Annotated in this window: 26 protein-coding genes and 1 tRNA gene; 20 read left to right on the top strand and 7 right to left on the bottom strand. The window is 65.4% G+C overall.

What is annotated here, in order from left to right:
- Nucleotides 1-30: 30 nt before the first annotated feature.
- From argC to DK874_RS07360, 6 genes are all read left to right on the top strand, one after another.
- Entirely contained in the window at nucleotides 31-1,071 is a 1,041-nt protein-coding gene (gene argC / locus DK874_RS07385; RefSeq protein ID WP_114313464.1) for an N-acetyl-gamma-glutamyl-phosphate reductase, read from the top strand.
- The gene (gene argJ / locus DK874_RS07380) at nucleotides 1,062-2,207 is read left to right on the top strand and encodes a bifunctional glutamate N-acetyltransferase/amino-acid acetyltransferase ArgJ (protein ID WP_114313376.1); all 1,146 of its coding nucleotides are present in this window, start codon (nucleotides 1,062-1,064) and stop codon (nucleotides 2,205-2,207) included. The genes argC and argJ overlap by 10 nt, the downstream gene beginning before the upstream one ends.
- Before the next feature lie 84 nt (nucleotides 2,208-2,291).
- Entirely contained in the window at nucleotides 2,292-2,729 is a 438-nt protein-coding gene (locus tag DK874_RS07375) for a hypothetical protein (protein WP_114313375.1), read from the top strand.
- A gap of 27 nt (nucleotides 2,730-2,756) precedes the next feature.
- On the top strand, nucleotides 2,757-3,332 hold the full coding sequence (locus DK874_RS07370) for a hypothetical protein (RefSeq protein WP_114313374.1): 576 nt from the start codon (nucleotides 2,757-2,759) through the stop codon (nucleotides 3,330-3,332).
- A gap of 29 nt (nucleotides 3,333-3,361) precedes the next feature.
- Nucleotides 3,362-3,640 (top strand): hypothetical protein, encoded by a 279-nt coding sequence (locus DK874_RS07365; RefSeq protein WP_114313373.1) that lies wholly within the window; start codon nucleotides 3,362-3,364, stop codon nucleotides 3,638-3,640.
- A complete protein-coding gene (locus tag DK874_RS07360) occupies nucleotides 3,637-4,074 on the top strand; it encodes a DUF420 domain-containing protein (protein ID WP_114313372.1) in 438 nt (145 codons plus the stop codon). Before DK874_RS07365 ends, DK874_RS07360 begins: the two co-directional genes overlap by 4 nt.
- Here DK874_RS07360 and DK874_RS07355 read toward each other — a convergent pair.
- The 7 genes from DK874_RS07355 to deoC are packed head-to-tail and all read right to left on the bottom strand — an operon-like array spanning nucleotide 4,061 to nucleotide 9,931.
- Entirely contained in the window at nucleotides 4,061-4,588 is a 528-nt protein-coding gene (locus DK874_RS07355) for a septum site-determining protein MinC (protein WP_114313371.1), read from the bottom strand. The genes DK874_RS07360 and DK874_RS07355 overlap by 14 nt on opposite strands.
- A gap of 9 nt (nucleotides 4,589-4,597) precedes the next feature.
- Nucleotides 4,598-6,343, bottom strand: a complete 1,746-nt coding sequence (locus DK874_RS07350; protein ID WP_114313370.1) for a penicillin-binding transpeptidase domain-containing protein — start codon at nucleotides 6,341-6,343, stop codon at nucleotides 4,598-4,600.
- Nucleotides 6,340-6,798 carry a rod shape-determining protein MreD gene (mreD, locus tag DK874_RS07345; protein WP_114313369.1) on the bottom strand — a complete coding sequence of 153 codons (459 nt, stop codon included), beginning with the start codon at nucleotides 6,796-6,798 and terminating at the stop codon, nucleotides 6,340-6,342. Before mreD ends, DK874_RS07350 begins: the two co-directional genes overlap by 4 nt.
- Complete coding sequence (gene mreC, locus DK874_RS07340; protein ID WP_114313368.1) at nucleotides 6,795-7,583, bottom strand: rod shape-determining protein MreC; 789 nt, start codon at nucleotides 7,581-7,583, stop codon at nucleotides 6,795-6,797. The genes mreD and mreC overlap by 4 nt, the downstream gene beginning before the upstream one ends.
- On the bottom strand, nucleotides 7,580-8,155 hold the full coding sequence (locus DK874_RS07335; RefSeq protein WP_114313367.1) for a Maf family protein: 576 nt from the start codon (nucleotides 8,153-8,155) through the stop codon (nucleotides 7,580-7,582). The genes mreC and DK874_RS07335 overlap by 4 nt, the downstream gene beginning before the upstream one ends.
- Entirely contained in the window at nucleotides 8,131-9,282 is a 1,152-nt protein-coding gene (locus tag DK874_RS07330; protein WP_205387567.1) for a phospholipase D-like domain-containing protein, read from the bottom strand. Before DK874_RS07330 ends, DK874_RS07335 begins: the two co-directional genes overlap by 25 nt.
- Complete coding sequence (deoC, locus tag DK874_RS07325) at nucleotides 9,272-9,931, bottom strand: deoxyribose-phosphate aldolase (protein ID WP_114313365.1); 660 nt, start codon at nucleotides 9,929-9,931, stop codon at nucleotides 9,272-9,274. The genes DK874_RS07330 and deoC overlap by 11 nt, the downstream gene beginning before the upstream one ends.
- A gap of 73 nt (nucleotides 9,932-10,004) precedes the next feature.
- Here deoC and ychF point away from each other — a divergent pair, with 73 nt between their 5' ends.
- The 14 genes from ychF to DK874_RS07255 all read left to right on the top strand — a co-directional run bounded on the left by ychF (nucleotide 10,005) and on the right by DK874_RS07255 (nucleotide 24,302).
- The gene (gene ychF, locus DK874_RS07320) at nucleotides 10,005-11,129 is read left to right on the top strand and encodes a redox-regulated ATPase YchF (protein WP_114313364.1); all 1,125 of its coding nucleotides are present in this window, start codon (nucleotides 10,005-10,007) and stop codon (nucleotides 11,127-11,129) included.
- 74 nt (nucleotides 11,130-11,203) lie between these two features.
- A tRNA-Gln gene (locus tag DK874_RS07315) sits at nucleotides 11,204-11,277 on the top strand.
- A gap of 44 nt (nucleotides 11,278-11,321) precedes the next feature.
- A complete protein-coding gene (locus DK874_RS07310; protein WP_114313363.1) occupies nucleotides 11,322-11,681 on the top strand; it encodes a response regulator in 360 nt (119 codons plus the stop codon).
- A gap of 20 nt (nucleotides 11,682-11,701) precedes the next feature.
- The gene (locus DK874_RS07305) at nucleotides 11,702-13,909 is read left to right on the top strand and encodes a transglycosylase domain-containing protein (protein ID WP_114313362.1); all 2,208 of its coding nucleotides are present in this window, start codon (nucleotides 11,702-11,704) and stop codon (nucleotides 13,907-13,909) included.
- 16 nt (nucleotides 13,910-13,925) lie between these two features.
- The gene (locus DK874_RS07300) at nucleotides 13,926-14,681 is read left to right on the top strand and encodes an RNA methyltransferase (RefSeq protein WP_114313463.1); all 756 of its coding nucleotides are present in this window, start codon (nucleotides 13,926-13,928) and stop codon (nucleotides 14,679-14,681) included.
- The gene (locus tag DK874_RS07295; protein ID WP_114313361.1) at nucleotides 14,674-16,221 is read left to right on the top strand and encodes a sensor histidine kinase; all 1,548 of its coding nucleotides are present in this window, start codon (nucleotides 14,674-14,676) and stop codon (nucleotides 16,219-16,221) included. Before DK874_RS07300 ends, DK874_RS07295 begins: the two co-directional genes overlap by 8 nt.
- A gap of 13 nt (nucleotides 16,222-16,234) precedes the next feature.
- Nucleotides 16,235-16,741: a low molecular weight protein-tyrosine-phosphatase gene (locus DK874_RS07290; protein ID WP_162798743.1), complete on the top strand. Its 507-nt coding sequence runs from the start codon at nucleotides 16,235-16,237 to the stop codon at nucleotides 16,739-16,741.
- Nucleotides 16,704-17,492 (top strand): fructosamine kinase family protein, encoded by a 789-nt coding sequence (locus tag DK874_RS07285; RefSeq protein ID WP_114313359.1) that lies wholly within the window; start codon nucleotides 16,704-16,706, stop codon nucleotides 17,490-17,492. The genes DK874_RS07290 and DK874_RS07285 overlap by 38 nt, the downstream gene beginning before the upstream one ends.
- Nucleotides 17,468-18,229 (top strand): DUF4388 domain-containing protein, encoded by a 762-nt coding sequence (locus DK874_RS07280; RefSeq protein WP_114313358.1) that lies wholly within the window; start codon nucleotides 17,468-17,470, stop codon nucleotides 18,227-18,229. Before DK874_RS07285 ends, DK874_RS07280 begins: the two co-directional genes overlap by 25 nt.
- A 164-nt stretch (nucleotides 18,230-18,393) precedes the next feature.
- Complete coding sequence (locus tag DK874_RS07275; RefSeq protein WP_114313462.1) at nucleotides 18,394-19,239, top strand: pseudouridine-5'-phosphate glycosidase; 846 nt, start codon at nucleotides 18,394-18,396, stop codon at nucleotides 19,237-19,239.
- Between the two features lie 4 nt (nucleotides 19,240-19,243).
- Nucleotides 19,244-20,119 (top strand): RodZ domain-containing protein, encoded by an 876-nt coding sequence (locus tag DK874_RS07270; protein ID WP_114313357.1) that lies wholly within the window; start codon nucleotides 19,244-19,246, stop codon nucleotides 20,117-20,119.
- An 84-nt stretch (nucleotides 20,120-20,203) separates the two neighbouring features.
- Nucleotides 20,204-21,508, top strand: a complete 1,305-nt coding sequence (gene rimO / locus DK874_RS07265; RefSeq protein ID WP_114313356.1) for a 30S ribosomal protein S12 methylthiotransferase RimO — start codon at nucleotides 20,204-20,206, stop codon at nucleotides 21,506-21,508.
- Nucleotides 21,509-21,520: 12 nt separating this feature from the next.
- Nucleotides 21,521-22,858, top strand: coding sequence for a Trk system potassium transporter TrkA (trkA, locus tag DK874_RS07260; RefSeq protein WP_114313355.1), 1,338 nt, complete (start codon nucleotides 21,521-21,523; stop codon nucleotides 22,856-22,858).
- A complete protein-coding gene (locus DK874_RS07255) occupies nucleotides 22,830-24,302 on the top strand; it encodes a TrkH family potassium uptake protein (RefSeq protein ID WP_114313354.1) in 1,473 nt (490 codons plus the stop codon). The genes trkA and DK874_RS07255 overlap by 29 nt, the downstream gene beginning before the upstream one ends.
- Nucleotides 24,303-24,350 lie beyond the last annotated feature (48 nt).

Here is a 24,350-nt window from a genome sequence, read left to right as displayed (position 1 = left end):
CGAGATCCCTTTGGAGGTGCCGTGGTGAGGGTGGGGATTGTGGGGGCTTCGGGGTACGGGGGGGCTGAGCTTCTCCGCTTGCTGAAGGCCCACCCCGGGGTGGAGGTGGTGGGGTTTAGCAGCCGCAAATACGAGGGGAAGCCCCTTTCGGCTGCCTGGCCCCAGCTGTGGGATAGTAGGCCCTTTCATTCCCAAGAGGAGGTCCTGGACCGGGCCGAGGTGGTCTTCCTGGCCCTGCCCAACGGTCTGGCCATGGAGCTTACCCCCAAGCTCCTGGAGGCGGGTAAACGGGTAATAGACCTCTCCGGGGACTATCGGCTTCCGCCGGAGGTCTACGAGGCTTGGTATGGCATCCCCCATAAGAGCCCGGGGCTTTACCCGGTGGCCATCTATGGCCTTCCCGAACTCCACCGGGAGGAGCTAAAGGGGGCGAGGCTGGTGGCCAATCCCGGTTGCTACGTGACGGCCGCCACCTTGGCCCTGGCGCCCCTGGCCTCGGCAGGGGTCCTGCGGAGGGCTTTTGTGGTGGGCCTTAGCGGGGTTTCCGGGGCGGGGAGAGAGGGGGAAGGGACTTTCTTTGCCGAGGTCAACGAGAACCTCAAGCCCTACAAGGTAGGGGGTACCCACCGCCATATCCCGGAGATGGAGAGAAACTTGGGGCGTCTATTGGCCCAGGGGCCGAGGGTGAGGACCCACGGGCCGGTGGGGGAGGTGCGCTTAACCTTTGTGCCCCACCTGGTGCCCATGACCCGGGGCATCCTGGTTACCGCGGAGGCCGAGGTGGATGGGGACTGGAGCCAGGGTACTTTGGACGAACTTTATGGCGATTTTTACATGGGGGAGCCCTTTGTGCGGGTACTGCGGGAGGCCTTGCCCGAGACCAAGGGTACCTATGCCTCCAACCGGGTGGATGTGAAACCTCTCTATGAGCCCCGAACCGGGCGTGTCCTCGTGTTTGCCGCCTTGGATAACCTGGTCAAGGGTATGGCGGGCCAAGCGGTGCAGAACCTGAACCTGATGCTGGGTTTTCCTGAAGAAACCGCGCTTCCCAAGGAGGGTATATGGCCGTGAAGCTGCCAAGGGGGTTCCGCGCAGGGGCCACCCGGGCGGGCATCAAACCTTCGGGCAAGCCCGATCTAGCCCTTTTGGTGTCCGGCCTTCCCGCTTCCTGGGCCTATGTGGCCACGCAGAATCGGGCCGCTGCCCCTTCCATCCACCGGGGCAGGGCCCTTCATGCCCAAGGGGGCCCCTTACGGGCGGTGGTGGTCAACGCGGGCAACGCCAACTGCGCTACCGGGGAGCGTGGTTTTTTGGACGACCGGCGCATGGCTGAGGCCGCGGCCCTGCGCTTGGGGCTTTCCGTGGAGGAGGTCTTGACGGCTTCCACTGGGGTCATCGGCGTTCCCCTTCCCGTGGAGAAGGTGGAGGCGGGTCTACCCCAGATTGAGCTCACCCCCTATGCCGATGCCTTCGCCGAGGCCATCCTCACCACCGACCTGGTGGCCAAGGTGGCCGAGGCCGAGGTGGAGGGGGCGAGGATCGTGGGCATCGCCAAGGGAAGCGGCATGATCCACCCCAACATGGCCACCATGCTGGCCTTCCTGGTGACGGATGCTGCGTTGCCCCAGGGGGCCTTAAGGGAAGTCTGGCGGGGCATTGTGGACCGCACCTTCAACCAGGTGACCGTGGACGGGGATACCTCCACCAACGACCTTGCCCTGGTCATGGCCAACGGGGCTTATGGTGGGGTGCCCCTCGAGGCCTTCGTCCCCGCCTTGGAGGGAGTGGCCCGGGAGCTGGCCAGGAAGATGGCCCGGGATGGGGAGGGGGCTACTAAGCTCATGACCGTGCGGGTGGTGGGGGCGGCCACGGAGGAGGAGGCCAGGCGAGCGGCGAGGACCATAGCGGGGAGCGCCCTCTGGAAAAGCGCCCTTTACGGAAACGATCCCAACTGGGGTCGCATTTTGGCGGCGTTAGGCAACTCGGGAGCCCGGTTTGATCCCCTAAGGGTGCGGATCCAGGTGCAGGGGATTGTCCTGTATGCCGGAGGCGCCCTTCCCTTTGACCGGCAGGCCGCCAGCCAAGCTATGCGCTCGGAAGAGGTGGAAATCCTGGTGGAGCTTCAGGAGGGCCACGGGGAGGGCGTGGCCTGGGGGTGTGATTTGACGGAGGGGTATGTTAAGATTAACGCCCTTTATACAACATAAGCTTGTGTTTGACTTCTAGAGAACACTTTGCTATAGTGTGATCGGCCCATGGGTCAGACGGGGTCAGGTCAAAAGGAGGTGGCGATGAAAAAGCTTATCTTGGGTTTGGTGGCAAGTTTGGCGTTGTCCATGGGGTTTGCCCAGACTCCAGGGATTGGTTTCTACTCCGGTTACCCTACGTATCTGGGCCTTCAGTATCAGAGTGCTAATTTACGTCTAGGAGCCGGCTTCGGCTTATTTGGCATTGCAGGCGATGCTGCCTTTATCCTGTCCAAGACAACAATTCCCAGCTCCACGAACCTGGGGATGAGCTGGTATTACGGGTTTGGCTTGGGGGCAAACGTCTACCTAGCTGGCGCTTTGTTTGGTGTCTATCCTCATGGCCTTGTGGGAGTGGAGATCCAGCTTCCCGATCCGGCTATAAACCCCTACTTTGAGGGCCAGTTGGGTGTCAGCCTGCTTCTTCCTAGCCCGATTTTCGGCCCATATTTTGCCGGGCGGGTTGGTGTGATCCTGCGTTAAGGTGGCTTACCCTTTAGGATAGAGGAGATGCGCACGCATCTCCTCTATCCTTTTATCCTTCTTCTTGTCTCCTGCACCCGGCCCGATACCGTTCCCCCGGAGGTGGGGTTTACGGAGCCCTTGGGTGGGGCGGTGGCCCCGGGAAAAGAGGTCAGGGTGGAGGGTTATGCCTTTGATCCCTCCGGGGTAGCGGGGATCTGGGTTAATGGCCAGTCCGTGATGCCTCAGGGGGAGGCAGGCAAGCGGCTGGTGCAGTTCCGCTTCCGCCTCCAGGCCCCGGCTTCCGGAAAGGTAGAGCTTCTCTTGGAGGCGGAAGACCCCCAAGGTAACCGCGGGGCGAAGCGGGTCCCCCTGGTGTTGGATGCCGTGCCTCCCCGCATCGTGGTGGAAAGGGTGGAGAGGGAAGGCAGCTTGTACCGGGTGTACGGACGGGTGGAGGACAACGTCCAGGTGGACCGGGTGGTGGTTCAGGTGGGGGGGCGCTATACTCCCCTTTCCCTTCCCAAGGAGGCCACGGTGGCCTTCTCTGCGGAGGTACCGGCCGGGGCTGTGCTGCTTGCGGTGGACGCTGCTGGGAACCGCGCCAGCCGGCGCATTCCCTAGGGGCAGGGCGTGGTACACTCCTGGGGGCTATGAGGCGGAACGGCAACACCTTGGCGGACTTGGCCCGGGCCCTGAGGGGTACTCCCCTCGAGGCCAGCCAGGTCCCCAGGCTCCGCGAGATTGCCAGGCTTCTTCACCGGCTTCCCCCTGGGCAGGAACGGGATGGGCTTCTGGCCGTGGCCTACCTTAGGCTTTACCAGCTTTTAGGTCAAGAGGAGGATTACTTGAGGGGTTACAGTTATGCGCGCACCTCAAGGCTGGAGCCCGTGCGGCTTCTGGGCGAGCGTTTAGGGGAGGAAAGGGCGTGAAGGAGCTTTTGGGCTTGCTGGCGGTTTGGAGCATCGTGCTCTCAGGGTTGGCGCTGCTGGTGGGGGTTGCCTTGATCAGAAGGGGGAAGAGGGTCTGGCATCACCGGGCCATGCTCACGGCCACCTCCTTGGCCCTCCTTTTCCTGGTCTTCTACCTGGCCAAATGGGCCCTTCATGGCACCACCGCCTACGGGGGGCCTGAGGCCTGGCGGGGAGCCTACTACCTTCTCCTCATCACCCACACCCTCCTGGCCGCCCTCAACGGACCGTTGGCCCTTTACGTGATCTGGCGGGCTTTTAGAGGGGAGTTCATTCTGCACAAGCGTTGGGCCAAGGTGCTGGTGCCCATCTGGCTGTACGTGGCCGCATCGGGTTGGGTCATTTATCTCGTGCTGAAGCGGTACGGGGTGGAAACGGGAACTATCGCTTTTTAGCGGGTTCCACCACGATCCTTCCCTCCTGGACCCGGGCGATCTCGGGGCCCCGTGCGTCCAGGTCCTCCGGGGCTTGGGCCAGGTGGGGGCCGATGCGCACCTGCTTGGCGGCCAGCTCCAGGGCGAAGATGAAGCGCTCCTCGTCGCCCCCTGCCCCCGCATGGGCCAGACCTCGCAGTTTGCCCACCACGATCACGTCCCCCCCTGCCACCACCTCGGCTCCCGGGTTCACATCGCCCAGGACCACCACGGTGCCGGGGTGTTCCACCCGTTCGCCAGAGCGAAGGGTCTTGCTGAGGACCAGGGTGCCGGCGGGAAGGCGGTTTCGCGGAGGGATTAGGGTGAGGGGCCGGCCCAGCTCCAGCAAGGCTTGGAGCACGTCCCCAGGCACAGGCCCGGCCACCTCCACCTCGAGGGGAAGGTCTTCCGGTAGCTTAAGGTTTTGGATTTCTTCCGGGGTTTCTCCCCCGTCCAAGCGCAGGGCTAGGGCCTTGGGGCTGGCGCGGAGCCGCATGGGGTTATTCTACCTGGCCTGGGCTTCCTCGACCCGCCAGTAAGCGGCCATCACCTTCCGCACGGCGGGGAGGGCCACACGGCTTCCCTCTCCGCCGTTTTCAAAGAAGGCCACCACCACCAAAGGGGGGTAGGGGGAGCCGGGCTCGGCGGGGCCGTAACCCATGTACCAGGCGTGCTCGAGGCCCGCCCGTTTCCCTGGGGTTTCCGCGGTTCCCGTTTTGCCCCCGGTGGGCACGGGGAAGTTACCCAAAACATGGCGGGCCGTACCCTCTTTTACGGTCTTGCGTAAACCTTCCTGCAGCACCGTCCAAAAACGCCCGGGAACCGGCTCCAGCCGGGGCCTAACCTCCCTTTGGCCGATGCGTTTCACCAGGTGGAGGGTGGGTTTCTCCCCGGCGTTGGCGATGGTGGATAGCATGCGGGCCACCTGGGCTGGGGTGGTGAGGAGGGGTCCTTGCCCGATGGCCAAGGAAAGGGTTTCCCCTGGATACCAGGGCTCTTTTAAAGCCTCCCGCTTCCAAGCCCGGGTGGGAAGAAGCCCGGTGCGCTCAGCGATCTCTAGCCCGGTCGCTTCCCCTAGGCCCAGAAGGCGGGCTCTCGCAGCCAGGCGGTCCACCACCCCCAGGGGGTCTTGGGCCACCGCCTGGTAGTACCAGGTGTTGCAGCTCCAGGCGATGGCCTCCCTGACCGTCATGGAGCCCATGTCCCGTGAGGCCCAGTTGCGGCGCACCTGGCCTCCGAAGACTATGTAGGGGCTACACCGGAAGGCGGTGGAGGGATTCACGTAGCCCTCCTCCAGAAGGGTATAGCTGGTGGCCAGCTTGAAGGTGGAGCCTGGGGTATAGGGTTGCACCGCCCGGTTCAGGAGGGGGAGGTTCTTGTCCGTGAGAAGGGCCTGGACCTCCTGGGGGATGGGCCGTTTGGCGAAAAGGTTGGGGTCAAAGGAAGGGGCACTGGCCATGACCAGAACCTCACCCGTTTTGGGATTTAGGGCCACGATGGCCCCCTTAACCAGGGTGGCGGGGGGAAGGCCCTTGGACCTCCGTCCGGCGTTGATGTCCGCCAAGGCCTCCTCCAGGGCCTTTTCCGCCGCTTGCTGGAGGTCCAGGTCCAGGGTGAGGACCACATCCTGCCCGGGGGTGGGTTCCTCCAGGATGCTTTCCCTAAGGCGCTCCCCCCGGACGTTGACCTCCACCGCCTTCAGGCCGCGCTTGCCCCTGAGGTAGGGCTCGAGGGCCGCCTCGAGGCCCGCTTGGCCCACCTGCTCGTCGGGGCTGTATCCCCGTTTCACCTGCTCGGCGTTGGCCTGGAGCACATACCCGAGGACGGGCCCCGAGATGGGGTTGGGGTAGTGGCGCTCAATCCGCTCCACCAGCTTGAGGTTTTTCTGCCCTGCGGTGATCTCCGCCAGGGTGGGAAGCAGGTATTCGGGCACCCCCGCTTTCAGGACCGTGGGGCCCTGGACCTTGGGGAGCTCCTTGAGGCCCAAGAGGGGCAGAAGCCTCTCCTTGAAGGCCACCTCGCCCCCTTCGTAAACCAGGTCCACCACCAGCCGGTCCTGGGCGATCACCCGGCCCTTGCGGTCCAGGATGCGGCCCCGGGGGGCGGGTATGCCCTCGGTCTTCAGGTAGTTGCCTTGGCTCCGCAGGGCGTACTTCTCATGCTGCAGGACTTGCAGGTGCCAGGCCCTTAGGGCCAGGAGGCCGAAGGCCAGGAGAAAGAAGAGCATGAGGGCGTAAAGCCGGCTGGTCATGGTCGTCGGGGAGGCGGCAGGAGGCGCCAGGCCAGGAGGGCCAAGGGAAGGGTGAGGAGGCCCTCGAGGAGAAGGTCCCGGGGCAAGAAGGCGGGAAGTTCCAGGCGTAGCCAGTAGGCCACCAGGAAGTAGCCCGCCCACTTGGCGGAAAAGGCCCAGATGAAGGAGAAGAGGATCCCAGGAGCCTCCCCTGGAGCTAGGCGGCGGCTTGCCGCATAGTAGGCGTAGCTGGCGCTCAAAAGCCCTACCGCATGGAGACCCAAAAGCCCGTATCCCAGGAGATCTTGCACAAGCCCCAGGAAAAAGGCCCAGGGGAGGCCCAGGTAGTAGGGAAGGCTTCGGGCATAGAGGAGGGCCAGGACCAGGAAGAGGTCCGGGGCCATCAGCCCCTGAGGCCAGAGGGCCCCTAGGAATCCGGAGAGGGCGAGGGTGATCAGGAGCAAAACGCCCATCATAACGGCCTCAGCACGATAACCTCTTCCAGTAGGGATAGCTCCACCAGGGGCCTGGCCCAGGCCCGCAGCTTTAATCCCCCTTGGATGCGCTCCACACGTTCCACCCGGCCCACAGGGATGCCATCGGGGAAAAGGCCCAGGGGGGCTCCGGTGAGGAGCAGATCGCCCGGAGCCACCTTGACCGTGGGGGGGAACTCCGCCACCAGGTGGTCAGGGGGGACACCCCGGGCTATCCCCCGTCCGGGGGCCTTCTCCGGCCGCACGCCCACCTGGCTTTCCGGGTCCAGAAGGGTGCGCACCAGGGCTCGGCGTTCCTCCACCTCCACGACGAGCCCCACCAGCCCCTCCGGGGCGGTCACCGGCATGCCCACCCGGAGGCCATCCCGCTCCCCTAGGCCCAGGACGAGGCGGCGGTAAAGCCCGGAAAGGTCCTCCCCCACCACCGGGGCCACCGCCACCACCCCGGGGGCCTGGGTGGCCTGGACCTTGAGGGCCCGGGAGAGGCGCTCCACCTCGAGGCGAAGCCTCCGATTCTCGCCCTCCAGTTGGGAGAGCTGTGCCTTTAGGGCTCGGTTTTCCGCAAAGAGGTCTTGGCGGTTAAGGAGGGCGGTCAGAGCGGCCCGCAGGTTCTGCCCCAGGCGGTGGCCCAAGGCGGGAAGGGGGGCGGTGAGGGGGGAAAGGGTTAGGGCAAGGCGGGGGGCAAGGGGGCGCGTTAAGGCTGCCATGGCCAGGCCCAAGGCCAAGAGGAGGAGGAAAAGCCCCCGGCGCAGGGCCACTTCCCTCATGGCCTAAACCCCCTCTCCCAAAGAAGAGCAAAAACCCGGGCCACAGGCAGGCCCACCACCGTGTAGAAATCCCCCTCGATCGCCTGCAAAAGGGCCATGCCCAAGCCCTGGGCTCCGTAGCCCCCCGCCTTGTCCAGGCCCTCGCCGCTGTGCACGTACCAGGCGATCTCCTCCTCGGAAAGCCTGCGGAAGCGGACCTGGGTGGTGTGCACCTCCGTCACCAGGTCTTGAGGGGTGCGCAGGTAGATGGCGGTGTGGACCCGGTGGGTTCTGCCGGAAAGGAGGCGGAGAAAGAGGTGGTTTTCTGCCCGATCCTTGGGTTTGCCGAGCACCCGGCCCTCCAGGTCCACCACGGTATCCGCGGCCAATACCCACTCCCCTGGCACCCCTTCCCCCTTGCGCCGGGCCAGGGCCAGGGCCAGCTCCTTGGGGTCTAGGGGAAGGCTTTCCCCTTCCTCTTCCACCCCAGGGGGGACCACCCTTAGGGGAAAGCCCAGGGCCTCGAGGAGGGCCTTACGCCTGGGACTACCCGAGGCTAGGGTGAGCACTAAAGGGGCGTTCCTTCCTGCCATAGCCTCAAGAACTCCTGCCGGTATCGCTGGGCCAGGGAGGGGCTTTTCAGGATGAGGAGATTTTCGTTGTTTACCTGCCAGGCCCTAGCGGTGAAGTTGTAGCTTCCCGTGACCACCCAGGTGCCGTCTATCACCATTACCTTGTGGTGCAGGGTGTAAGGGTTGCCATCCTGGCGCACCTCAATGCTGGCGTCCTTAAGGTCCTGGTAGCGGCTATCCCGGAGGTTCCGGGTCTCCAGGAGGACCTGGACGGGAACGCCCCTTCCCTTGGCCTGGATGAGGGCTTTCACCACCTCCCGATCGCTTAGGACAAAGGCCATCACCAGGATTTCCTGCTTGGCCGCTTTTAGCCTTTCCAGGAGGGCTTCCCGAGCCAATGGACCCCCTCTTGGGCTGAAATAGGCGGTGCCCTCCAGGGAGAGGTTTTCGTCCGTAAGGGCGAAGGCCACGGGCTCTCCCAAACCCTCCTTGTTGCCGCCAAAAAGGGCTTGGAACTCCTTGGCGTACCCCTGGGCCAGGGTGGGGGACGGAAGGAGAAGGCTGTTTTCGTTATTTCGGGCGAAGGCGTTCCAGGTCATGTTGGTGCTCCCAGTCCAGACCGCCTTGCCGTCCACCACCAGGAACTTATGGTGCATGAAGCCCTCCCGTTCGTCAAAGCAGACGGGAAGGCCCGCGATCTCTTCGCAATCCAGGGATAGGGGCTTAACCCGTTGCCTCAGGGCCTCCTGGGGCACCCTGGGGGTTTCCCCCTGTTGGCCCAAGGCGGCCCCCACCAGGTAGCGGCGGAAATCGCTTCGGTAATCGCTTTCCCCGTACACCCTGACCCTTACCCCTTGCTCCTTGGCCCGCAAGAGGGCCCTGGCGATCTCCAGGTCGCGAAACTCGTAAAAGGCCCCTTCCAGGCTCTCCTTGGCCCCGTCCATAAGGGCGATGAGGCGGGCCTTGGCGGCCTCCCCCTCCTGGGGCATGAAATAGACCTCAACCCCCCCTGGTTCCGCCTGGGCGGGGGGGGAAACCGGGCCTGGGCGGAGCTCCTGGTAAAGCCAAAGGAGGAGGATGACCAGGAGGAGCACGTACCCCGGAAGCCCGGCCAGGGTGGGCTTTTTGCGCCGCTTTTTAGTACCCATCCCCACCTTCCCCTTTCACCAGGGCCACCCCGCTGGAGGTGCCCAGACGGGTGGCCCCCGCTTCCAGAAGCTTGAGGGCCATCTTCGGGTCACGGATGCCGCCTGCCGCCTTCACCTGGGCCCGGCCTTGGGCCAGCCGGACCAGGAGTTCCACGTCCTCCAGGCTGGCTCCCCGGGGGCCAAAGCCGGTGGAGGTCTTCAGGAAGTCGGCCCCGCCCCGGATGGCGGCCTCGGCTAGGGCTTCTAAAGCCTTGGGGGTGAAGTGGCCTGTTTCCAGAATCACCTTAAGGACGGCACCCGGCACCGCTTGGCGGACGGTGCGGACTTCTTCCTCTACATAGGCGTAGTCCTGGGCCAGGGCCCGGCCCAGGTGGATCACCATGTCCACCTCATGGGCTCCCTGGGCAAAGGCCAAGGCCGCCTCGAGGGCCTTGGTCTCCTTGGTCTGGTAGCCCAAGGGGAAGCCCACCACGGTTACCAAGCGAAAGGGGGCATGGGGGTAACGCTCCCGCACCAGGGGGACGTAGGAGGGGGGGATGCAGAGGCCGAAAAACCCGTATTCCAGGGCTTCTTCCGCCACTTTGAGGATCTCTTCGGGGGTGGCGGTGGGTTTTAAGAGGGTGTGGTCAATGTGGGCGGCCAGGTCCATACCCTGCCATCATACGCAAAGGGTGTGATAGGATGAAAAGAGGCCCCTCGGTGGGGCTTTTTTTGAGGTCAGGATGCTGGCTGTAGGAATCGTCGGTCTACCCAACGTGGGCAAATCCACCCTCTTCAACGCCCTCACCCGGGCAAGGGCTTTGGCGGCCAACTACCCCTTCGCCACCATCGACAAGAACGTGGGGGTGGTGGCCTTGGAGGACCCAAGGCTTTACGCCTTGCAGAGGGTGTTTGCCAAGGGCGATAGGATGCCTCCCGTGATCCCCACCCATGTGGAGTTTGTGGACATCGCCGGGTTGGTGAAGGGTGCCCATAGGGGGGAAGGCCTTGGCAACCAGTTCCTGGCCCACATCCGCGAGGTGGCGGCCATCGCCCACGTGCTCCGGTGCTTTCCCGATCCCGATGTGGTGCATGTGATGGGCCGGGTGGATCCCCTGGGGGATGCCGAGGTGGTGGAAACCGAGCTCCTTTTGGCTGACCTCGCCACCTGGGAAAGGCGCCTTGAACGGCTGAGGAAGGAGGCCCGGGCCAACCGGGACCTGGTCCCCGCCCTCGAGGTGGCGGAGGCCCTTTACGCCCACCTAGAGGAGGGAAAGCCCGCCCGCACCTTCCTGGGAAACGGGCAGGCGGGGGAGGATACCGAGCTTCGCCGCCTGCTCAGGGAAACCCCTCTCCTCACCGCCAAGCCGGTGATCTACGTGGCCAATGTGGGCGAGGAGGACCTGCCCGAAGGCGAGGGTAACCCCCATGTCCGGGCGGTGCGGGAAAAGGCCAAGGCCGAGGGGGCAGAAGTGGTGGTGGTCTCCGCCCGTCTGGAGGCGGAACTGGCCGAGCTTTCTCCGGAGGAGGGACAGGAGCTTCTCGCCGCCTATGGCCTGAGGGAAAGCGGTCTGCAACGCCTGGCCCAGGCGGGGTATAGGGCGCTTGGCCTCATCACCTTCTTTACCGCCGGGGAGAAGGAGGTGCGGGCCTGGACGGTGCGCCGAGGGACCAAGGCCCCCGAGGCGGCGGGGGAGATCCACTCCGACATGGAGAAGGGCTTCATCCGGGCTGAGGTCATCCCTTGGGAAAAGCTGGTGGAGGCTGGGGGATGGGCCAGGGCTAAGGAGAGGGGTTGGGTGCGCCTGGAGGGCAAGGATTACCTGGTGCAGGATGGGGATGTCCTCTACATCCTCTTTAACGTGTGAGGGGGGTTTGACGGGAAAGGCCCTTTGCCCTACAATCTGGGTGGCTTTGCCCCTTGGGGCAAGGGCCTGGGTGCTGGGGCGTCGTCTAATGGCAGGACAGCGGACTTTGGATCCGCCGGTCGTGGTTCGAGTCCACGCGCCCCAGCCAAATCTTTTCATATCCTTTTCGCACCCCTTGGATAAACTGGCCCCGTGGCGACGGATTATCCGGGGCTTCTCCTATTAAGCCGTAGCGATGCCCTGCGGGCCTATGTGGACCTGGTGCTGTCGGAGAAGGGCATCCCTGTTCGCCACTTTGACCTGGCCCGGGAAGGGCTCTTTTGGCTATTGGACCACACGCCCCGGTATGTGCTTTTGGACCAGGACCTGGACGTGGATCCCTTTGCCGTAGCGGCCCGCATCCGGCATGTGCGCCGGCTTAAGGAGGTGCCCTTGGCGGTGCTCATAGAGCCCAACGAGAAGCTCCGCACCACGGCCGAGGTGGTGCGGGTGATGGCCATAGAAAAACCCCTCACCCGGGACAAGCTCTTCCGCTTTTTGGGTTTGGGGTAGGCCCTTGTAAACTTAAGGGCGTGCGGGTGCTCCGCTTCCTGTTCCTCTTGCTGGCCGGCCTTTTGCTGGGAGCAGGCTTGGCCTTGGGGTATCTGGCCTATGCCTACACCCGCGACCTTCCGGACCTGTCCCAGTTTGACCGCTTGCGCCTCACCGCCACCTCCACCCTCTATGCCCGGGACGGCACCCCTTTGGCCCAGATCGCCAGCGTGGAGGAGGGAAGGGCCATCCACCGGAGCCTGGTGCGGCTTACCGAGGTTTCCCCGGCGGCGGTGGCGGCCGTGGTCTTTTCGGAGGACCGCCGCTTCTTCCAGCACTACGGCGTGGATTTCGTGCGCTTGTTTGGGGCCCTTTATGCCATCCTTCGCGGGGATCTCCAGGGAGGAAGCACCATCACCACCCAGGTCATCAAAAACACCCTGCTCAAGGAGCTGGCCCAGGCCCGCTCCCTGGAGCGTAAGTTCAAGGAGTGGGCCCTGGCCCTCGAGCTGGAGAGGCGCTACACCAAGGAGGAGATCCTGGAGATGTACCTGAACGTGGTGCCCTGGGGGGGCAACGCCGTGGGCATCAAGGGGGCGGCGGAAGCCTATTTCGGGAAGGATCCGGCGGCCTTGACCCTGGCGGAGGGCCTCTACCTGGCCTCCCTGATCCCGGCTCCCAACGCCCGTTACCAGGACCTGAAGGGGGTGCGGGAGCGGATGCGCCTCCTTTTGCACCAGATGGTGGCCGAGGGCTGGGTGAGCCATGAGGCGGCCGAGGCTGCTTGGCGGGAGCCCTTGGCGCCCCAGGGGTGGGAGGTGCGCTACGACGGGGAGGGAAACCTTCTGGAAGCCAGGCTGGTGGATCCCGAGGCCCGCATCCTCAGGCAGCTGGACTACCGGATGGCCCCCCACTTTGTCCTCGAGGTGCGCCGCTTCCTCGAGGCCCGCTTCGGGAAGGAAAAGGTCTATGGCGAGGGGGGGCTTAAGGTGTACACCACCTTGGACCCAGCCATGCAACGGGCGGCGGAGGCCGCGGCCAAGGGGGCCAGGTTGCCGGAGGGGGCGGAGCTGGCCATGGTGGGCCTGGATCCGGAAACGGGGGAGGTGCTGGCCTTGGTGGGGGGGGTAAGGCGGGAAGGGGACGAGTACAACCGGGCCACCCGGGCCCTGCGTAACCCGGGGAGCGCGGTGAAACCCTTTGTCTACGCTACCGCCTTTGAGGAGGGTTGGACCCAGGCCACCTTGGTGCCCGACCGCCCCCTGGAGTTTCCCGACCCCAGCCAGAAGGGAGGGGTATGGCGGCCCAAGAACTTCTCCGGTACCTTCCTTAACCAGGAGATTACGGTGCGCTATGCCCTGGACCTCTCCCTCAACCTGCCCGCCATCTACACCACCCAAGCCATTGGGGTGGAGAAGGTGGCCAGGAAGCTTTCCCAGGCGGGGTTTGCCGTCAAGTACCCCACCCTGGCCATAGCCATCGGGGGTGCCTCCATCACCCCGGTGGACCTGGCCGCGGCCTACGCTGCCTTCGCCAACGGGGGCTACCGGGTGACCCCCATCTACGTGAAGCGGGTGGAGGACGCCCAGGGGCAGGTGCTTTACCAAGCCTTTCCGGAACGGCGCCGCCTCTTTGATCCCTTGGTGGCCTACCAAGGGTGGGACCTCTTGAAGGGATACGTTTACGACCTGGGGGAGAAGGGCCTGGCCAAGGGGGCCCGTATCCCCGGCCGGGTGGTGGGGGGGAAGACGGGGACCACCAACGAGGCCCGCGACCTCTGGTTTGCTGGGGTGACCCGGGGGCTTTCTGCGGTGGTCTGGGTGGGCCGCGACGATAACAAGCCCCTGCGCCTGGGGGGGAGGGAGCCTTCCAGCTCCGTGGTCAACCCCCCCATCTGGCGGGAGTTTGTGGCTGCGGCCTTGCGGGGACGTCCAGGAGGGGATTTCCCCCCGCCGGCGGGCCTGGTGCAGGTGGAGGTGGACCTGCTTTCGGGCCAGCCTTCCCCGGGGGGGATAAGGGCTTGGTTCCCTCAGGGGAAGGTACCCGTGCCCCGAGTAAGTCCCCCCCCTACCCCAAAGGCGCCCATGCCCTCGGAGGGCCCGCCCGCACCGGAGCCTCCATCAGCCCCCTCCCTCGGGGCGGAACCCGGTCCGGTGCCGGAGCCTGCCCCCGCCCCATCCCCGGAAGAACCTGGGTCGGATGGGGGCACGGTGCACGGGGAAGGGGGGGGTTCGCCTGAGGCCCCTTAAGGAGGAATACGGCGTGTTGCAGCGGATTCGTGTGGTTCTAGTGGAACCCCAGGAGCCCATGAACGTGGGGGCGGTGGCCCGGGCCATGCGGAACTTCGGTTTTTCGCAGCTTTACCTGGTGAGGCCTTCGCCCCGGGTGGGCCCTCCTTGGGCCCGGGAAGCCTACTGGCTGGCGGTGCACGCCGAGGAGGTGTTGGACCGGGCGGTGGCGGTGGAAAGCCTAGGGGAGGCCCTCGAGGGGGTGAGTTTTGTGGTGGCCACCACGGGAAGGCCCCGGGAACTGTACCCGGCCCCGGTGGTAACGGCTAAGGAGGTGCCCGCTCACGTGCTTTCTGTGGAGGGGGAGGTGGCCTTGGTCTTCGGTCGGGAAACCTTTGGCCTCACCAACGAGGAGTTGGACCTGGCTCACCTCATCGGCACCATTCCCACCGCCCCCGAGCAACCTTCCCTGAACCTGGCCCAAGCGGTGGTGGTCTTCGCCTACGAGCTTTACCAGGCCTGGGTGCAGGGGGCCGCTTTGGCCCTTAGGGAGGAGCTTGCGGACCTGGCGGCCCTGGAGGGGTTTTTTGCGGACCTGGGGCGGTATGTGCTGGAAATCGGCTTCACTGACGAGCACCGCCACCCTTACGCCATGCGGCGCTTGCGGCGCATCTTCCACAAGGCCCGGCTTTCCCCGGGCGAGGTGCAACTTCTCAGGGGGCTTCTGCACCAAAGCCGGTATGCGGTAGCCTCCTCCCCCAAAAAGGAGGGTACGAAGGAAAAGGATGGCTAGCCACAGCCTCTACCGATTGGTGCGCCTGGCCCAGCGGCTTTTGCCGCCCCTGATCGCGGCGGTGGTGATGGTCTTTGAGCTGGCCCTTTTGCCCTACCGGCACGTGGATAGCCTCCTTTGGCTACGGCTTGGCTTCTACGGCCTGGTGGGCCCCTTGGTCACCTATGCGGTGCTGGAGTGGATCGCCCAGGAAACCCTGGAGAAGGTGCGGGCGGAAAGGGCCTTGGAGGAGGCGAACCGCCGCCTTTTGGCGGCGGGGAGGGTGTTCCGGGAGGCCTTGGAGAGCGAGAACCTGGAGGAAGCGGTCTCCCGCATCGCCCGGGCTTTGGGGGAAACCCTGGGGTATCCCGTGGCCCTCGAGGCCGAGGGGGTCCATGGGGGGGAGGAATGCGGCGGGGTGCGGGTGGAGCTTCCGGGTTTAAAGGGGTACCTGGAGGCCTGCCCCCCGGAGCCGGAAAGGGTCTTCTTGGAGGTGCTGGCCCACGAGGTGGCAGGGGCCCTGCAGTCGGTGGTGGCCCGAAGCCGGGACCGCCTCACCCTCTTTGAGGTGGACCAGGCCCTTAAGGCCGAGGCCAATCTGGACCGGCTTCTTGAGGGACTTTTGGAGCGGATCCAGTCCTGGGCGGAAGCGGAGGGGGGTGGGGTTCTCCTCCTGGACGAGGAGGGGTTCTTGGTGCCCCGGGTGGTGCGGGGCCTGGTCTTACCCTCCCATCCCTTCCTACCGGATGGGGTTTGGAAGGGGAGCCTCGAGGGGCCGGTGTTCGTGGAAGAGGGAACCCTGGCCCTACCCCTAAAGGCCCGGGAGACGGTGGGGGTGCTGGTCCTCAAGGGGGAAGGTCTTTCCCGGCGCATTCCTTTCCTGTCCTTCCTGGCCTCCCAGGTGGCCTTGGCGGTGCGCAACGCCCAGGCGTACCTCCGGGCGGAGGAACTGGCCATCAACGAGGAGCGCACCCGCATCGCTCGGGAGATCCACGATGGTATTGCCCAAAGCCTGGCCTTCATGGCCTTAAAGTTGGACTTGGCGGAGAGGCTTTTGCCTAAGGACCAGGAAGCGGCCCTGAAGGCTTTGAACGAGGTGAAGGAAACCCTCAGGGCGCAGATCCGGGAGGTGCGCCGGAGCATCTTCGCCTTGAGGCCCATCGACCTGGAACGCTACGGCTTTCTGGAATCCGTGCGCCGCTATGCCCAAGCCTTTGCCGAGCAGGCGGGGTTTCGGGTTCAGCTTAGCCTGCCTGAGGCCGTGGGGCTTTCCCAGGCCAGCGAGTTGGTTCTCTTCCGGGTTCTGCAGGAGGCCCTCACCAATGCCGCCAAGCACGGCAAGCCTAGCCGGGTAGAGGTGGAACTCCTCCCCTTGGGAGAGCGGGGGGCGCGGCTGGTGGTTCGGGACAACGGAAGAGGGTTTCAAAATGCGGAGGCCCAGGGTTTAGGTGGGTTCGGGCTCACCCAGATGCGGGAGCGGGTGGAGGCGCGGGGCGGGCGCTTCCAGGTGCGTTCCGAGCCGGGAAAGGGCACGGAGGTGGTGGCGGAGGTTCCCTACTGAGGGCCTATCTATCATGGGAGGCATGGGCCGTCCCATACGGGTGCTCTTTGTCTGCCTGGGGAATATCTGCCGGAGCCCCCTGGCGGAGGGGGCTTTCCGCAAGCTCATCCGGGAACGGGGCCTCGAGGCCCGGTTTGAGGTGGATTCCGCCGGCACGGGGGCTTGGCATGCCGGGGAGCCCATGGATCCCCGGGCTCGCCGGGTACTGGAGCGGGAAGGGGCCTACTTCCCCCATGTGGCCCGGCAGATGACCCGGGAGGATGCCCAGGGCTACGACCACATCCTGGTGATGGACCGGGAGAACCTGGCTGAGGTGCAAAGGCGCTTCCCCGAGGCCAGGGGGAAGGTGCGCCTCCTCCTGGACTACCTAGGCGGGGGAGAGGTGCCGGACCCCTACTACGGGGACCTGGAGGACTGCCAGGAGGTGTACTGGATGGTGGAGGCTGCGGCCCGGGCCTTCCTGGACCACATTATGGGGGAGGATGGACCCAAGGGAACTTCTGGAACGGGCGGGGCTTGAAGCCAAGGGTCCGCCTCAAGCCCTATACGGCGGGGATATTTCCCGGGTGTACCGCCTGGGGGCTTATGTGGTGAAGCTTTCCCCCAACCCTCCTCCCGGCCTCTTTCCCGCGGAGGCCCGGGGGCTTAGGGCCTTGGCCGAGCGGGGGGTGCGGGTGCCGCAGGTTTTCTTTGTGGCGGAGGAGGGGTTGGTCCTGGAATATTTACCGGAGGGTCCTGCTGATTGGCAAGGACTGGCCCGCATGCTGGCGGGGCTGCACCGGCGGCGCGAAGCCTTCTACTGGGCTGAGGCGGGATTCTTGGGCACCTTTCCCTTACCCGGTGGGGAGGGAGAGGAGTGGACGGAGTTCTTCTTCCTGCGGTGTATAGAGCCTCTCCTAAAGGCCGCCTGGGACCGCCTCGAGGGCCTGGGACCCAGGGTGGAGGCTCTCTTCCAAAAGCCCCTGCCCGCCGAGGGTCCAGTGCCTCTCCATGGGGATCTTTGGCACGGCAACCTTCGCTTCACCCCAGAGGGGCCCGCCCTACTGGACCCCTCCTTCTTCGTGGGGGAGCGGGGAGTGGACCTGGCCATGATGCGCCTCTTTGGGGGCTTTCCTCAGGAGTTCTGGAGGGCCTACCAGGCCCTTTACCCTATTCCGGAAGAGGTGGAACGGGCCCTGCCCCGGTACCAGGTCTACTACCTCCTGGCCCATGTGCACTTCTTTGGCAAGGGGTACCTCGGTTCCTTATGGAAGGCGATTTCCGCCTCTTAGGTCCCATTGACTGGTTGCAGCTCCTCGCCCAGGGGGGAAGGACGGGGGTTTTCGTGGTGGAGGCAGGGGGGGGAAGGGGAGAGGTGTACCTGGAGCGGGGCCGGCCGGTCCATGCGGTGTTTGGGGAAAGGGTGGGGCGGGAGGCTTTGTTGGAGGTGCTGGCCTTGAAGGAGGGTCGGTTTCAGTTCCAGCCTGCCGTGCGCCCACCCGTGAGCTCCTTGGAAGGGCCCCTCGAGGCCCATCTCCTGCAGGCCATTCGCCTTCTGGATGAGCGGGTGGAGGTGGGCCCTTTTGACCTGGTGCGGCCGGGATCCCGGGCCCAGGCGGTCCAGGGTACCCTGGACCCCGTGGAGCTTTCCCTGCTTTTGGCCCTGGAAAGCGGCCAAAGCCCCTTGGATCTGGCTTCCCGACAGGCTCTTCCCCTGGGGGAGGTCCTGAGGCGCCTGGGCCACCTGGCCCGGCTGCGCCTGGTGGAGGTCTTCCCCCGGGTGCCCCGCACCGCCCGGCTTCGGGTAGCCCTGGGACGCCAAGGGGCGCAGGTGGATGCCCTGCTCCTTTCCGCCTGGCGGGAGCATTACGGCCCCTTCCAGCAGGTGCGGGTAAAGGCCCATAAGGAGGTTCTCCTATCCGTGGAAGGCGTGGGGGGGCTGGGGGTGGAGATCCGGCTTGCGCCCGAGCTTCTCCTCTTCCACGGGCTCAAGGTGGGGGAAGAGGTCCTGGTGTGGCCGGCGGTGTGATGCCCTCTCCGTCAGACCCTTCCGCGACGGGGCCTACAAAGGGGCCTTTCCGGGGCCCCCACCCTGGCGCAAGCCAGGGTGGGGTGGTATAAAGGGGCCTTTCCGGGGCCCCCACCCTGGCGCAAGCCAGGGTGGGGTGGTATGAGGCGTGGTATCCTTCCCCTGTGGCGGAAGCTGTGGTGGCTCTGGAGTCGGCTCTCCTCACCCACGGGTTACCCTACCCCTTGAACCTCCACACCGCTAGGGCCCTGGAGGAGGCGGTGCGCTCCGAAGGGGCCATGCCCAAAACCATTGGCATCGTAAGGGGCGAGGTACGCGTGGGCCTTTCCCGGGAGGAGATGGAGGCCCTGGCCCAGGGGGGCGCGGAGAAGGCGAGCCTCTGGAACCTGCCTGCCCTCTTGGTCCAGGGGAGGAGCGCTGGGACCACGGTGGCCGCCACGGTCCACCTGGCCCACCGCTACGGGATAGCGGTCTTCGCCACCGGCGGGATCGGGGGGGTGCATCCCGAGCCCTTTGACGAAAGCGCCGATCTCCTGGCCCTGGCCCGCACCCCCATCCTGGTGGTTTCCTCGGGGCCCAAGGCCATCCTGGACCTGAGGGCCACCCTGGAGCGCCTGGAAACCCTGGGGGTTTCCGTGGTGGGTTACCGCACGGACCGGCTTCCCGCCTTTTTTTCCCCGGACTCCCCTTTTCCGGTGCCCACCCGGGCGGAAACCCCCCTCGAGGCCGCCTTGGTGCTGCGCAAGTCCCGGGAGCTGGGCCTGGGGGCGGTCCTCCTGGTGAACCCCGTTTCCCAGGGCCTGCCCTACGAGGAGGTGGCCCTTTGGGTGGAGGAGGCCAACCACCAGGCGGCCCGGGAGGGGATCTACGGTAAGGCCCTTACCCCCTACCTGCTGAGGCGTCTCTCTGAGCTTTCCCGCGGGGAAACCGACCGGATCAACCAAAGGCTTCTCGTGGAAAACGCCCGCCTGGCGGCCAGGGTGGCCTTGGCCCTAGCCGGGCTAGAATAGCCTTGTGTGCGAACTGGGGGAAAGGCTTCGCCGGGCCCGGGAGGAGAAGGGACTATCCCTCAAGGAGGCGGCCGAGCGGCTGGCCCTAAAGACCAAGGTGTTGGAGGCCCTCGAGGCCTGCCGCTTTGCGGACCTTCCCGAACCCGCCTTGGCCCGGGGCTACCTCCGGCGCTATGCCCTCCTTTTGGGGCTGGACCCCGAGCCCCTTTTGGCCCTTTATCCCGCAACCCCCACCCCTTCGCTCCCGCCCCCGCCGGCTTCCCGGCGCCCTTGGCCCTGGCCTCTTCTCTTGGCCTTGGTCCTCTTGGGGGTTTTAGGGTACGGGGCCTACCTGCTCCTGCGCCCCACGCCGGTACAAACGGTAAGCCTGCCGCCCGAGCCGCCTCCAAAATCCCCGGAACGTTTTAGCCTCGAGGTGGCCAGCGAACCCCCAGGGGCTCGGGTTTACCTGGACGGATTCTACCTAGGACAGACCCCCCTAAAGAGCCCCCCCCTGGAAGGAGGCCGGCGGGTGATCCGGCTGGAACTGCCCGGGTATGAGCCCTTCCAGGAGGAGGTGGTGCTGGACCAAAACCGCGCCCTACGCTACCGCCTTTCCCCCAAGCCCCAGGAGGCTCAGGCTGTCCCGGCTCCCTCGCCTACGGCACCTTCTGGGAGGCTGGTCCTTCGCCTGGAGGGCCGGAGCTGGCTTAGGGTGACCCAGGGAGATAAGCGGCTTTACGAGGGCATTCCCGAGGTGGGGGCGGAGCTCAGCTTTGACCTGCCGGTGGAGGTGCGCTCGGGGAACCCGGGGGCGGTGCGGGTTTTTCTGGACGGCAAGGACCTGGGTCCCTTGGGGGAGCCGGGCAAGCCCCTCACCCGTCGTTTTGCAGCCCCGTGATGCCCCTCGCAGGGAGGCTGGAAGGGGGCTATACTGGTGCGTTGGAGCCCCGAGGATAGCCCTTTGGGGGCTCCTTGGAGGTCTATGGCCAAGATCGGCTTTGTGAGCCTGGGCTGCCCCAAGGCCCTGGTGGACTCGGAACAGATCCTTTCCCGGCTGAAAGCCTTGGGTTACGAAACCAGCGCCACCTACGAGGAGGCGGAGCTGGTGGTGGTGAACACCTGTGGCTTCATCACCCCGGCCATCGAGGAGAGCCTCGAGGCCATTGGGGAGGCCTTGCGGGAAAACGGCAAGGTGGTGGTGACGGGGTGCCTGGGGGCCCGGCCTGAGGTGATCCGAAAGAGGCACCCCCAGGTGCTGGAGATCACCGGTCCGGGGGAGGTGGAGCGGGTTTTAGAGGTGGTGCAGGAGGCGTTGCCGGCGTCCCGCAACCCCCTCTTGGACCTCATCCCGCCCCAGGTGAAGCTCACGCCCCGGCACTACGCCTACCTGAAGCTTTCCGAGGGGTGCGACCACCGCTGTAGCTTCTGCATTATCCCCAAACTCAGGGGGTCCTTGCGCTCCCGCGACGCCGGGGAGATCTTGGCGGAGGCCGCCCGGCTGGTGGCCACCGGCACCCGGGAGCTCCTCCTCATCGCTCAGGACCTTTCCGCCTATGGGGTGGACATCGGCTACCGGGAAAGCTTTTGGGGCGACCGCCTGGTGAAGGCCGAGCTCAAGGAGCTCCTTTCCCACATGGCGGAGCTTGGGGCCTGGATACGGCTTCACTACGTCTACCCCTATCCCCACGTGCGGGAGCTTCTTCCCCTCATGGCTGAGGGCAAGGTGCTTCCCTATCTGGATGTGCCTTTGCAGCACGCTTCCCAAAGGATCCTCCGCCTCATGCGCCGCCCCGGGGGGTACCAAAGCCACCTGAAGACCCTCAAGGCTTGGCGGGAGGTGGTGCCGGAGCTTGCCATCCGCTCCAGCTTTATCGTGGGTTTCCCGGGGGAAACCGAGGAGGACTTCCAAATCCTCCTGGAGTTTTTGCAGGAGGCGGAGCTGGACCGGGTAGGGGTCTTCACCTACTCCCCGGTGGAGGGCGCCGAGGCCAACGCCCTGGAGGGCCATGTGCCCGAGGAGGTCAAGGAGGAGCGGAAGGCCCGGCTTTTGGAGGTGCAGGCGGGGATCAGCTTGCGGAAAAACCAGGGCTTTGTGGGGAAGACCCTCGAGGTCCTGGTGGACGAGCTTCCGGAGCCGGGCTTGGCCGTGGGCCGGAGCTACCGGGACTCCCCGGGTATTGACGGGTTGGTCTACGTGGAAACGGACGGCACAGCCCGGGTGGGGGAGAGGATCCAGGTTCGGATCACCCGGGCCGACACCTACGACCTTTACGGGGTCCAGGCTTAGGATAGGGGCGGTATGTACATCGTCATCGCCGGGGGCGGGGAGGTGGGCGGGGAACTGGCCCGCACCCTGGAAAAAGCCCATGAGGTGGTGGTTCTGGACCGCAACCCTCAGGCCAAGGAGCGCTTCGCCCACCTGGACGTAAAGGTGGTGGTGGGCGGGGCCACGGACCCGGACGCCCTTAGGGAGGCCGGGGTGGACCGGGCGGACCTCTTCATCGCCAGCACGGATTCCGACGAGGTGAACCTCCTGGCCTCCCTTCTCGCCAAGGGCCTGGGGGCTAAGGAAACCCTCTGCTTTGTGGGCAAGGGGGGGTATGTGGATGTGCTCACCGACCCCCGTACCGCAGAGATCCTGGGTACCCGCATCGACAAGGTCCTCTGGCCGCAGAGGGCCATGGCCCGGGAGATCGTGGAGGTGATCCTGGTCCCCGGGGCTGTGGACACCGAGGTGCTGGCGGAGGGACGGCTCCGCTTTGTGGAGTACCGGGTGAAGGAGGGTGGCCCCTACGCCCACCGGCTTCTTGCCGAGCTTCCCTGGCCCGAGGGGGTCTTGGTGGTGGGGGTGGTGCGGGAGGGGGCCTTTTGGAGCTTTGCCCACCCCGAGTGCCCCGAGGTCATCCTGGAGCCTGGGGACAAAATCCTCTTCGTCACCACCTTACGGGCTTTCCCTGAGCTGGAGGCCTATTTCGCCACGGGGCGGGGGGTGCGGAGGGTGATGGTCATCGGTGGGGGCAACGTGGGCTTTATGGTGGCCCAGGAGCTTTTAAGGCGGCGCCTGGAGGTGGTGATCATCGAGCCCAGCCGCGAGCGGTGCGAATGGCTATCCCAGGAGCTTCCCGGTGCCCTCATCATCCAGGGGGACGGTACCGACCTGGAGCTCTTGGAGGCGGAGGGGTTGCAGGAAGCCGATGCGGTGGTGGCGGTGACCGACAACGACGAGAAGAACCTCCTGGCTTCCTTGCTGGCCAAGCAGCTTGGGGTGGGCAAGGTGATCACCCGGGTGTCCCGCTCGGAAACCCGCAGGCTCTTTGAGCAGGTGGGCATAGACCTGCCCCTGACCCCCCGCCAGGCTGCGGTGCGGGCGGTTTTGGACTACCTGGGGCCCGAGAACGTGGAGCACGTGTCCACCATGGACGAGAACATTGAGCTCTTAGAGGTGGAGCTTCCGGAAAACTTCAGGCCCAGGCACCTGAGGGCTTTGGCCACGCCCCAGGTGGCCCCGGTGGCCCTGGAGCGGGACCATCGGGTGATGCTCTACCGGGAGGACCTGGAGGCCCTTCCCAACGACCGGCTCTTTTTGGTGGTGGCCCGGGAGGTGGCGGATGAAGCCGTGGCCCGCATCGTCGGCTAGGCAAGGGTTTCGCTCCAGCCTGTACCTTTTGGGCTTGACGTATCAGGGTCTCGGCTTTCTCATGCTAGCCTTTGCCCTCTTGGCCCTGGGCTGGAAGGAGGACGCCAAGGGGTTCCTCTTGGGGGCGGTGCTGGGGATAGGGTTGGGCAAGGCCCTGCAGGGGGTGGGGCATCCCCAAGCCCAACCGCCCCGGGCCGAGGTCTTTGCCGCCGTGGCCCTGCTGTGGCTTTTGGTGCCCGCCCTGGGGGCCATACCCTACTGGATCTCTGGGGGGCTGGGCTACCTGGATGCTCTTTTTGAGGCGTTTTCCGGCTTCACCACCACCGGGGCCACGGTGCTTGCGGATTTTGGGCAGTTTGGCAAAAGCCTTTTTCTGTGGCGGAGCTTTACCCAGTGGATGGGAGGCATCGGCATCGTGGTGCTCTTCCTGGGCGTCTTTCCCCAGCTGCAAGTGGCGGGCCGCCAGGCCTTCTTCGCGGAGAGCACGGGGGTGGAGAAGGAGAGGCTCACCCCCAGGCTTCGCCACACCGCCCAGGCGGTCTTGCGGGTGTACCTGACCCTTACCGCTTTGGCCTTTTTGGCCTACTGGTGGGCGGGGATACCCGTCTTTGAGGCCCTGGCCAACGCCCTCACCACCACCCCGGCGGGGGGGTTCAGCCCCAACCCGCAAAGCTTTGCCACCTATTCCCCCCTTGCCCAGTGGCTGGCTAGCCTCCTCATGTTCCTGGCGGGGGTGAACTTTCTGCTCCAGTACCGCCTTTTCTTCGGGCGGGAGGTCAAGCCCCTCCTCAAGGATGCGGAGTTCCGGGCCTATGCCCTGCTGGTGCTCCTGGCGGGCTCGCTCCTTTCCCTTTACCTCTACACCCACCACATGTATGGCCTCGAGGCCAGCCTCCGCCACGCTTTCTTCCAGGTGGTCTCCATACTCACTGGCACCGGCTTCGCCAGCGTGGACTTTGCCCAATGGGTGGTGCCGGCCCAGGCCATCCTGGTGATCCTGATGTTCGTGGGGGGAAGTGCCGGCTCGGCGGCAGGGGGCATCAAGGTGGTGCGCTGGCTTCTCCTCTTCGGCCTTCTCAGGCGGGAAATCACCCGCACCCTCCACCCCAGGGCGGTCCTTCCCCTGCGCCTGGGACAGCGGGTGGTTTCCGAGGAGGCCTTGGGGCAGGTTTCCGTGTTCATCTTCCTTTACACCCTTCTTTTTGGTTTTGGTACCCTGATCCTGGCGCTTTTGGAAGGGGATTTTGTGACGGCTTTTACCGCCAGCGCCCAGGCCATCGGCAACATCGGCCCAGGGCTCGGTCCAGTGGGGCCTATGGGTTCCTATGCTGAGCTTCATCCCCTTTCCAAGCTGATTCTGATCCTGCAGATGTGGGCGGGTCGGATTGAGATCCTGCCGGTGGCGCTCCTCTTTAGCCCGGAACTTTGGCGGCGCTTGCGCTAAGCGGGGAAGGCCTCCTGCTTGCCGCTATGTTTCCATAAGTGGGGGTCG

Origin of the sequence: Thermus caldifontis (genome assembly GCF_003336745.1) — a bacterium.
Classification (GTDB): domain Bacteria; phylum Deinococcota; class Deinococci; order Deinococcales; family Thermaceae; genus Thermus; species Thermus caldifontis.
The sequence above is the reverse complement of the archived record's forward strand: the minus strand, read 5'-3'. Positions and strand labels throughout refer to the sequence as shown.

Excerpts from the sequence above, each read along its gene's own strand:
- DK874_RS07350 (WP_114313370.1), bottom strand. The coding sequence starts at position 6,343 with ATGACCAGCCGGCTTTACGCCCTCATGCTCTTCTTTCTCCTGGCCTTC.
- mreC (WP_114313368.1), bottom strand. The coding sequence starts at position 7,583 with ATGAGGGAAGTGGCCCTGCGCCGGGGGCTTTTCCTCCTCCTCTTGGCC.
- DK874_RS07375 (WP_114313375.1), top strand. The coding sequence starts at position 2,292 with ATGAAAAAGCTTATCTTGGGTTTGGTGGCAAGTTTGGCGTTGTCCATG.
- DK874_RS07280 (WP_114313358.1), top strand. The coding sequence starts at position 17,468 with ATGGAAGGCGATTTCCGCCTCTTAGGTCCCATTGACTGGTTGCAGCTC.
- argJ (WP_114313376.1), top strand. The coding sequence starts at position 1,062 with ATGGCCGTGAAGCTGCCAAGGGGGTTCCGCGCAGGGGCCACCCGGGCG.
- DK874_RS07295 (WP_114313361.1), top strand. The coding sequence starts at position 14,674 with ATGGCTAGCCACAGCCTCTACCGATTGGTGCGCCTGGCCCAGCGGCTT.
- DK874_RS07370 (WP_114313374.1), top strand. The coding sequence starts at position 2,757 with ATGCGCACGCATCTCCTCTATCCTTTTATCCTTCTTCTTGTCTCCTGC.
- DK874_RS07285 (WP_114313359.1), top strand. The coding sequence starts at position 16,704 with ATGGACCCAAGGGAACTTCTGGAACGGGCGGGGCTTGAAGCCAAGGGT.
- deoC (WP_114313365.1), bottom strand. The coding sequence starts at position 9,931 with ATGGACCTGGCCGCCCACATTGACCACACCCTCTTAAAACCCACCGCC.
- DK874_RS07335 (WP_114313367.1), bottom strand. The coding sequence starts at position 8,155 with ATGGCAGGAAGGAACGCCCCTTTAGTGCTCACCCTAGCCTCGGGTAGT.
- ychF (WP_114313364.1), top strand. The coding sequence starts at position 10,005 with ATGCTGGCTGTAGGAATCGTCGGTCTACCCAACGTGGGCAAATCCACC.
- DK874_RS07255 (WP_114313354.1), top strand. The coding sequence starts at position 22,830 with ATGAAGCCGTGGCCCGCATCGTCGGCTAGGCAAGGGTTTCGCTCCAGC.
- rimO (WP_114313356.1), top strand. The coding sequence starts at position 20,204 with ATGGCCAAGATCGGCTTTGTGAGCCTGGGCTGCCCCAAGGCCCTGGTG.
- DK874_RS07355 (WP_114313371.1), bottom strand. The coding sequence starts at position 4,588 with ATGCGGCTCCGCGCCAGCCCCAAGGCCCTAGCCCTGCGCTTGGACGGG.
- DK874_RS07330 (WP_205387567.1), bottom strand. The coding sequence starts at position 9,282 with ATGGGTACTAAAAAGCGGCGCAAAAAGCCCACCCTGGCCGGGCTTCCG.
- trkA (WP_114313355.1), top strand. The coding sequence starts at position 21,521 with ATGTACATCGTCATCGCCGGGGGCGGGGAGGTGGGCGGGGAACTGGCC.
- DK874_RS07290 (WP_162798743.1), top strand. The coding sequence starts at position 16,235 with ATGGGAGGCATGGGCCGTCCCATACGGGTGCTCTTTGTCTGCCTGGGG.
- mreD (WP_114313369.1), bottom strand. The coding sequence starts at position 6,798 with ATGATGGGCGTTTTGCTCCTGATCACCCTCGCCCTCTCCGGATTCCTA.
- DK874_RS07365 (WP_114313373.1), top strand. The coding sequence starts at position 3,362 with ATGAGGCGGAACGGCAACACCTTGGCGGACTTGGCCCGGGCCCTGAGG.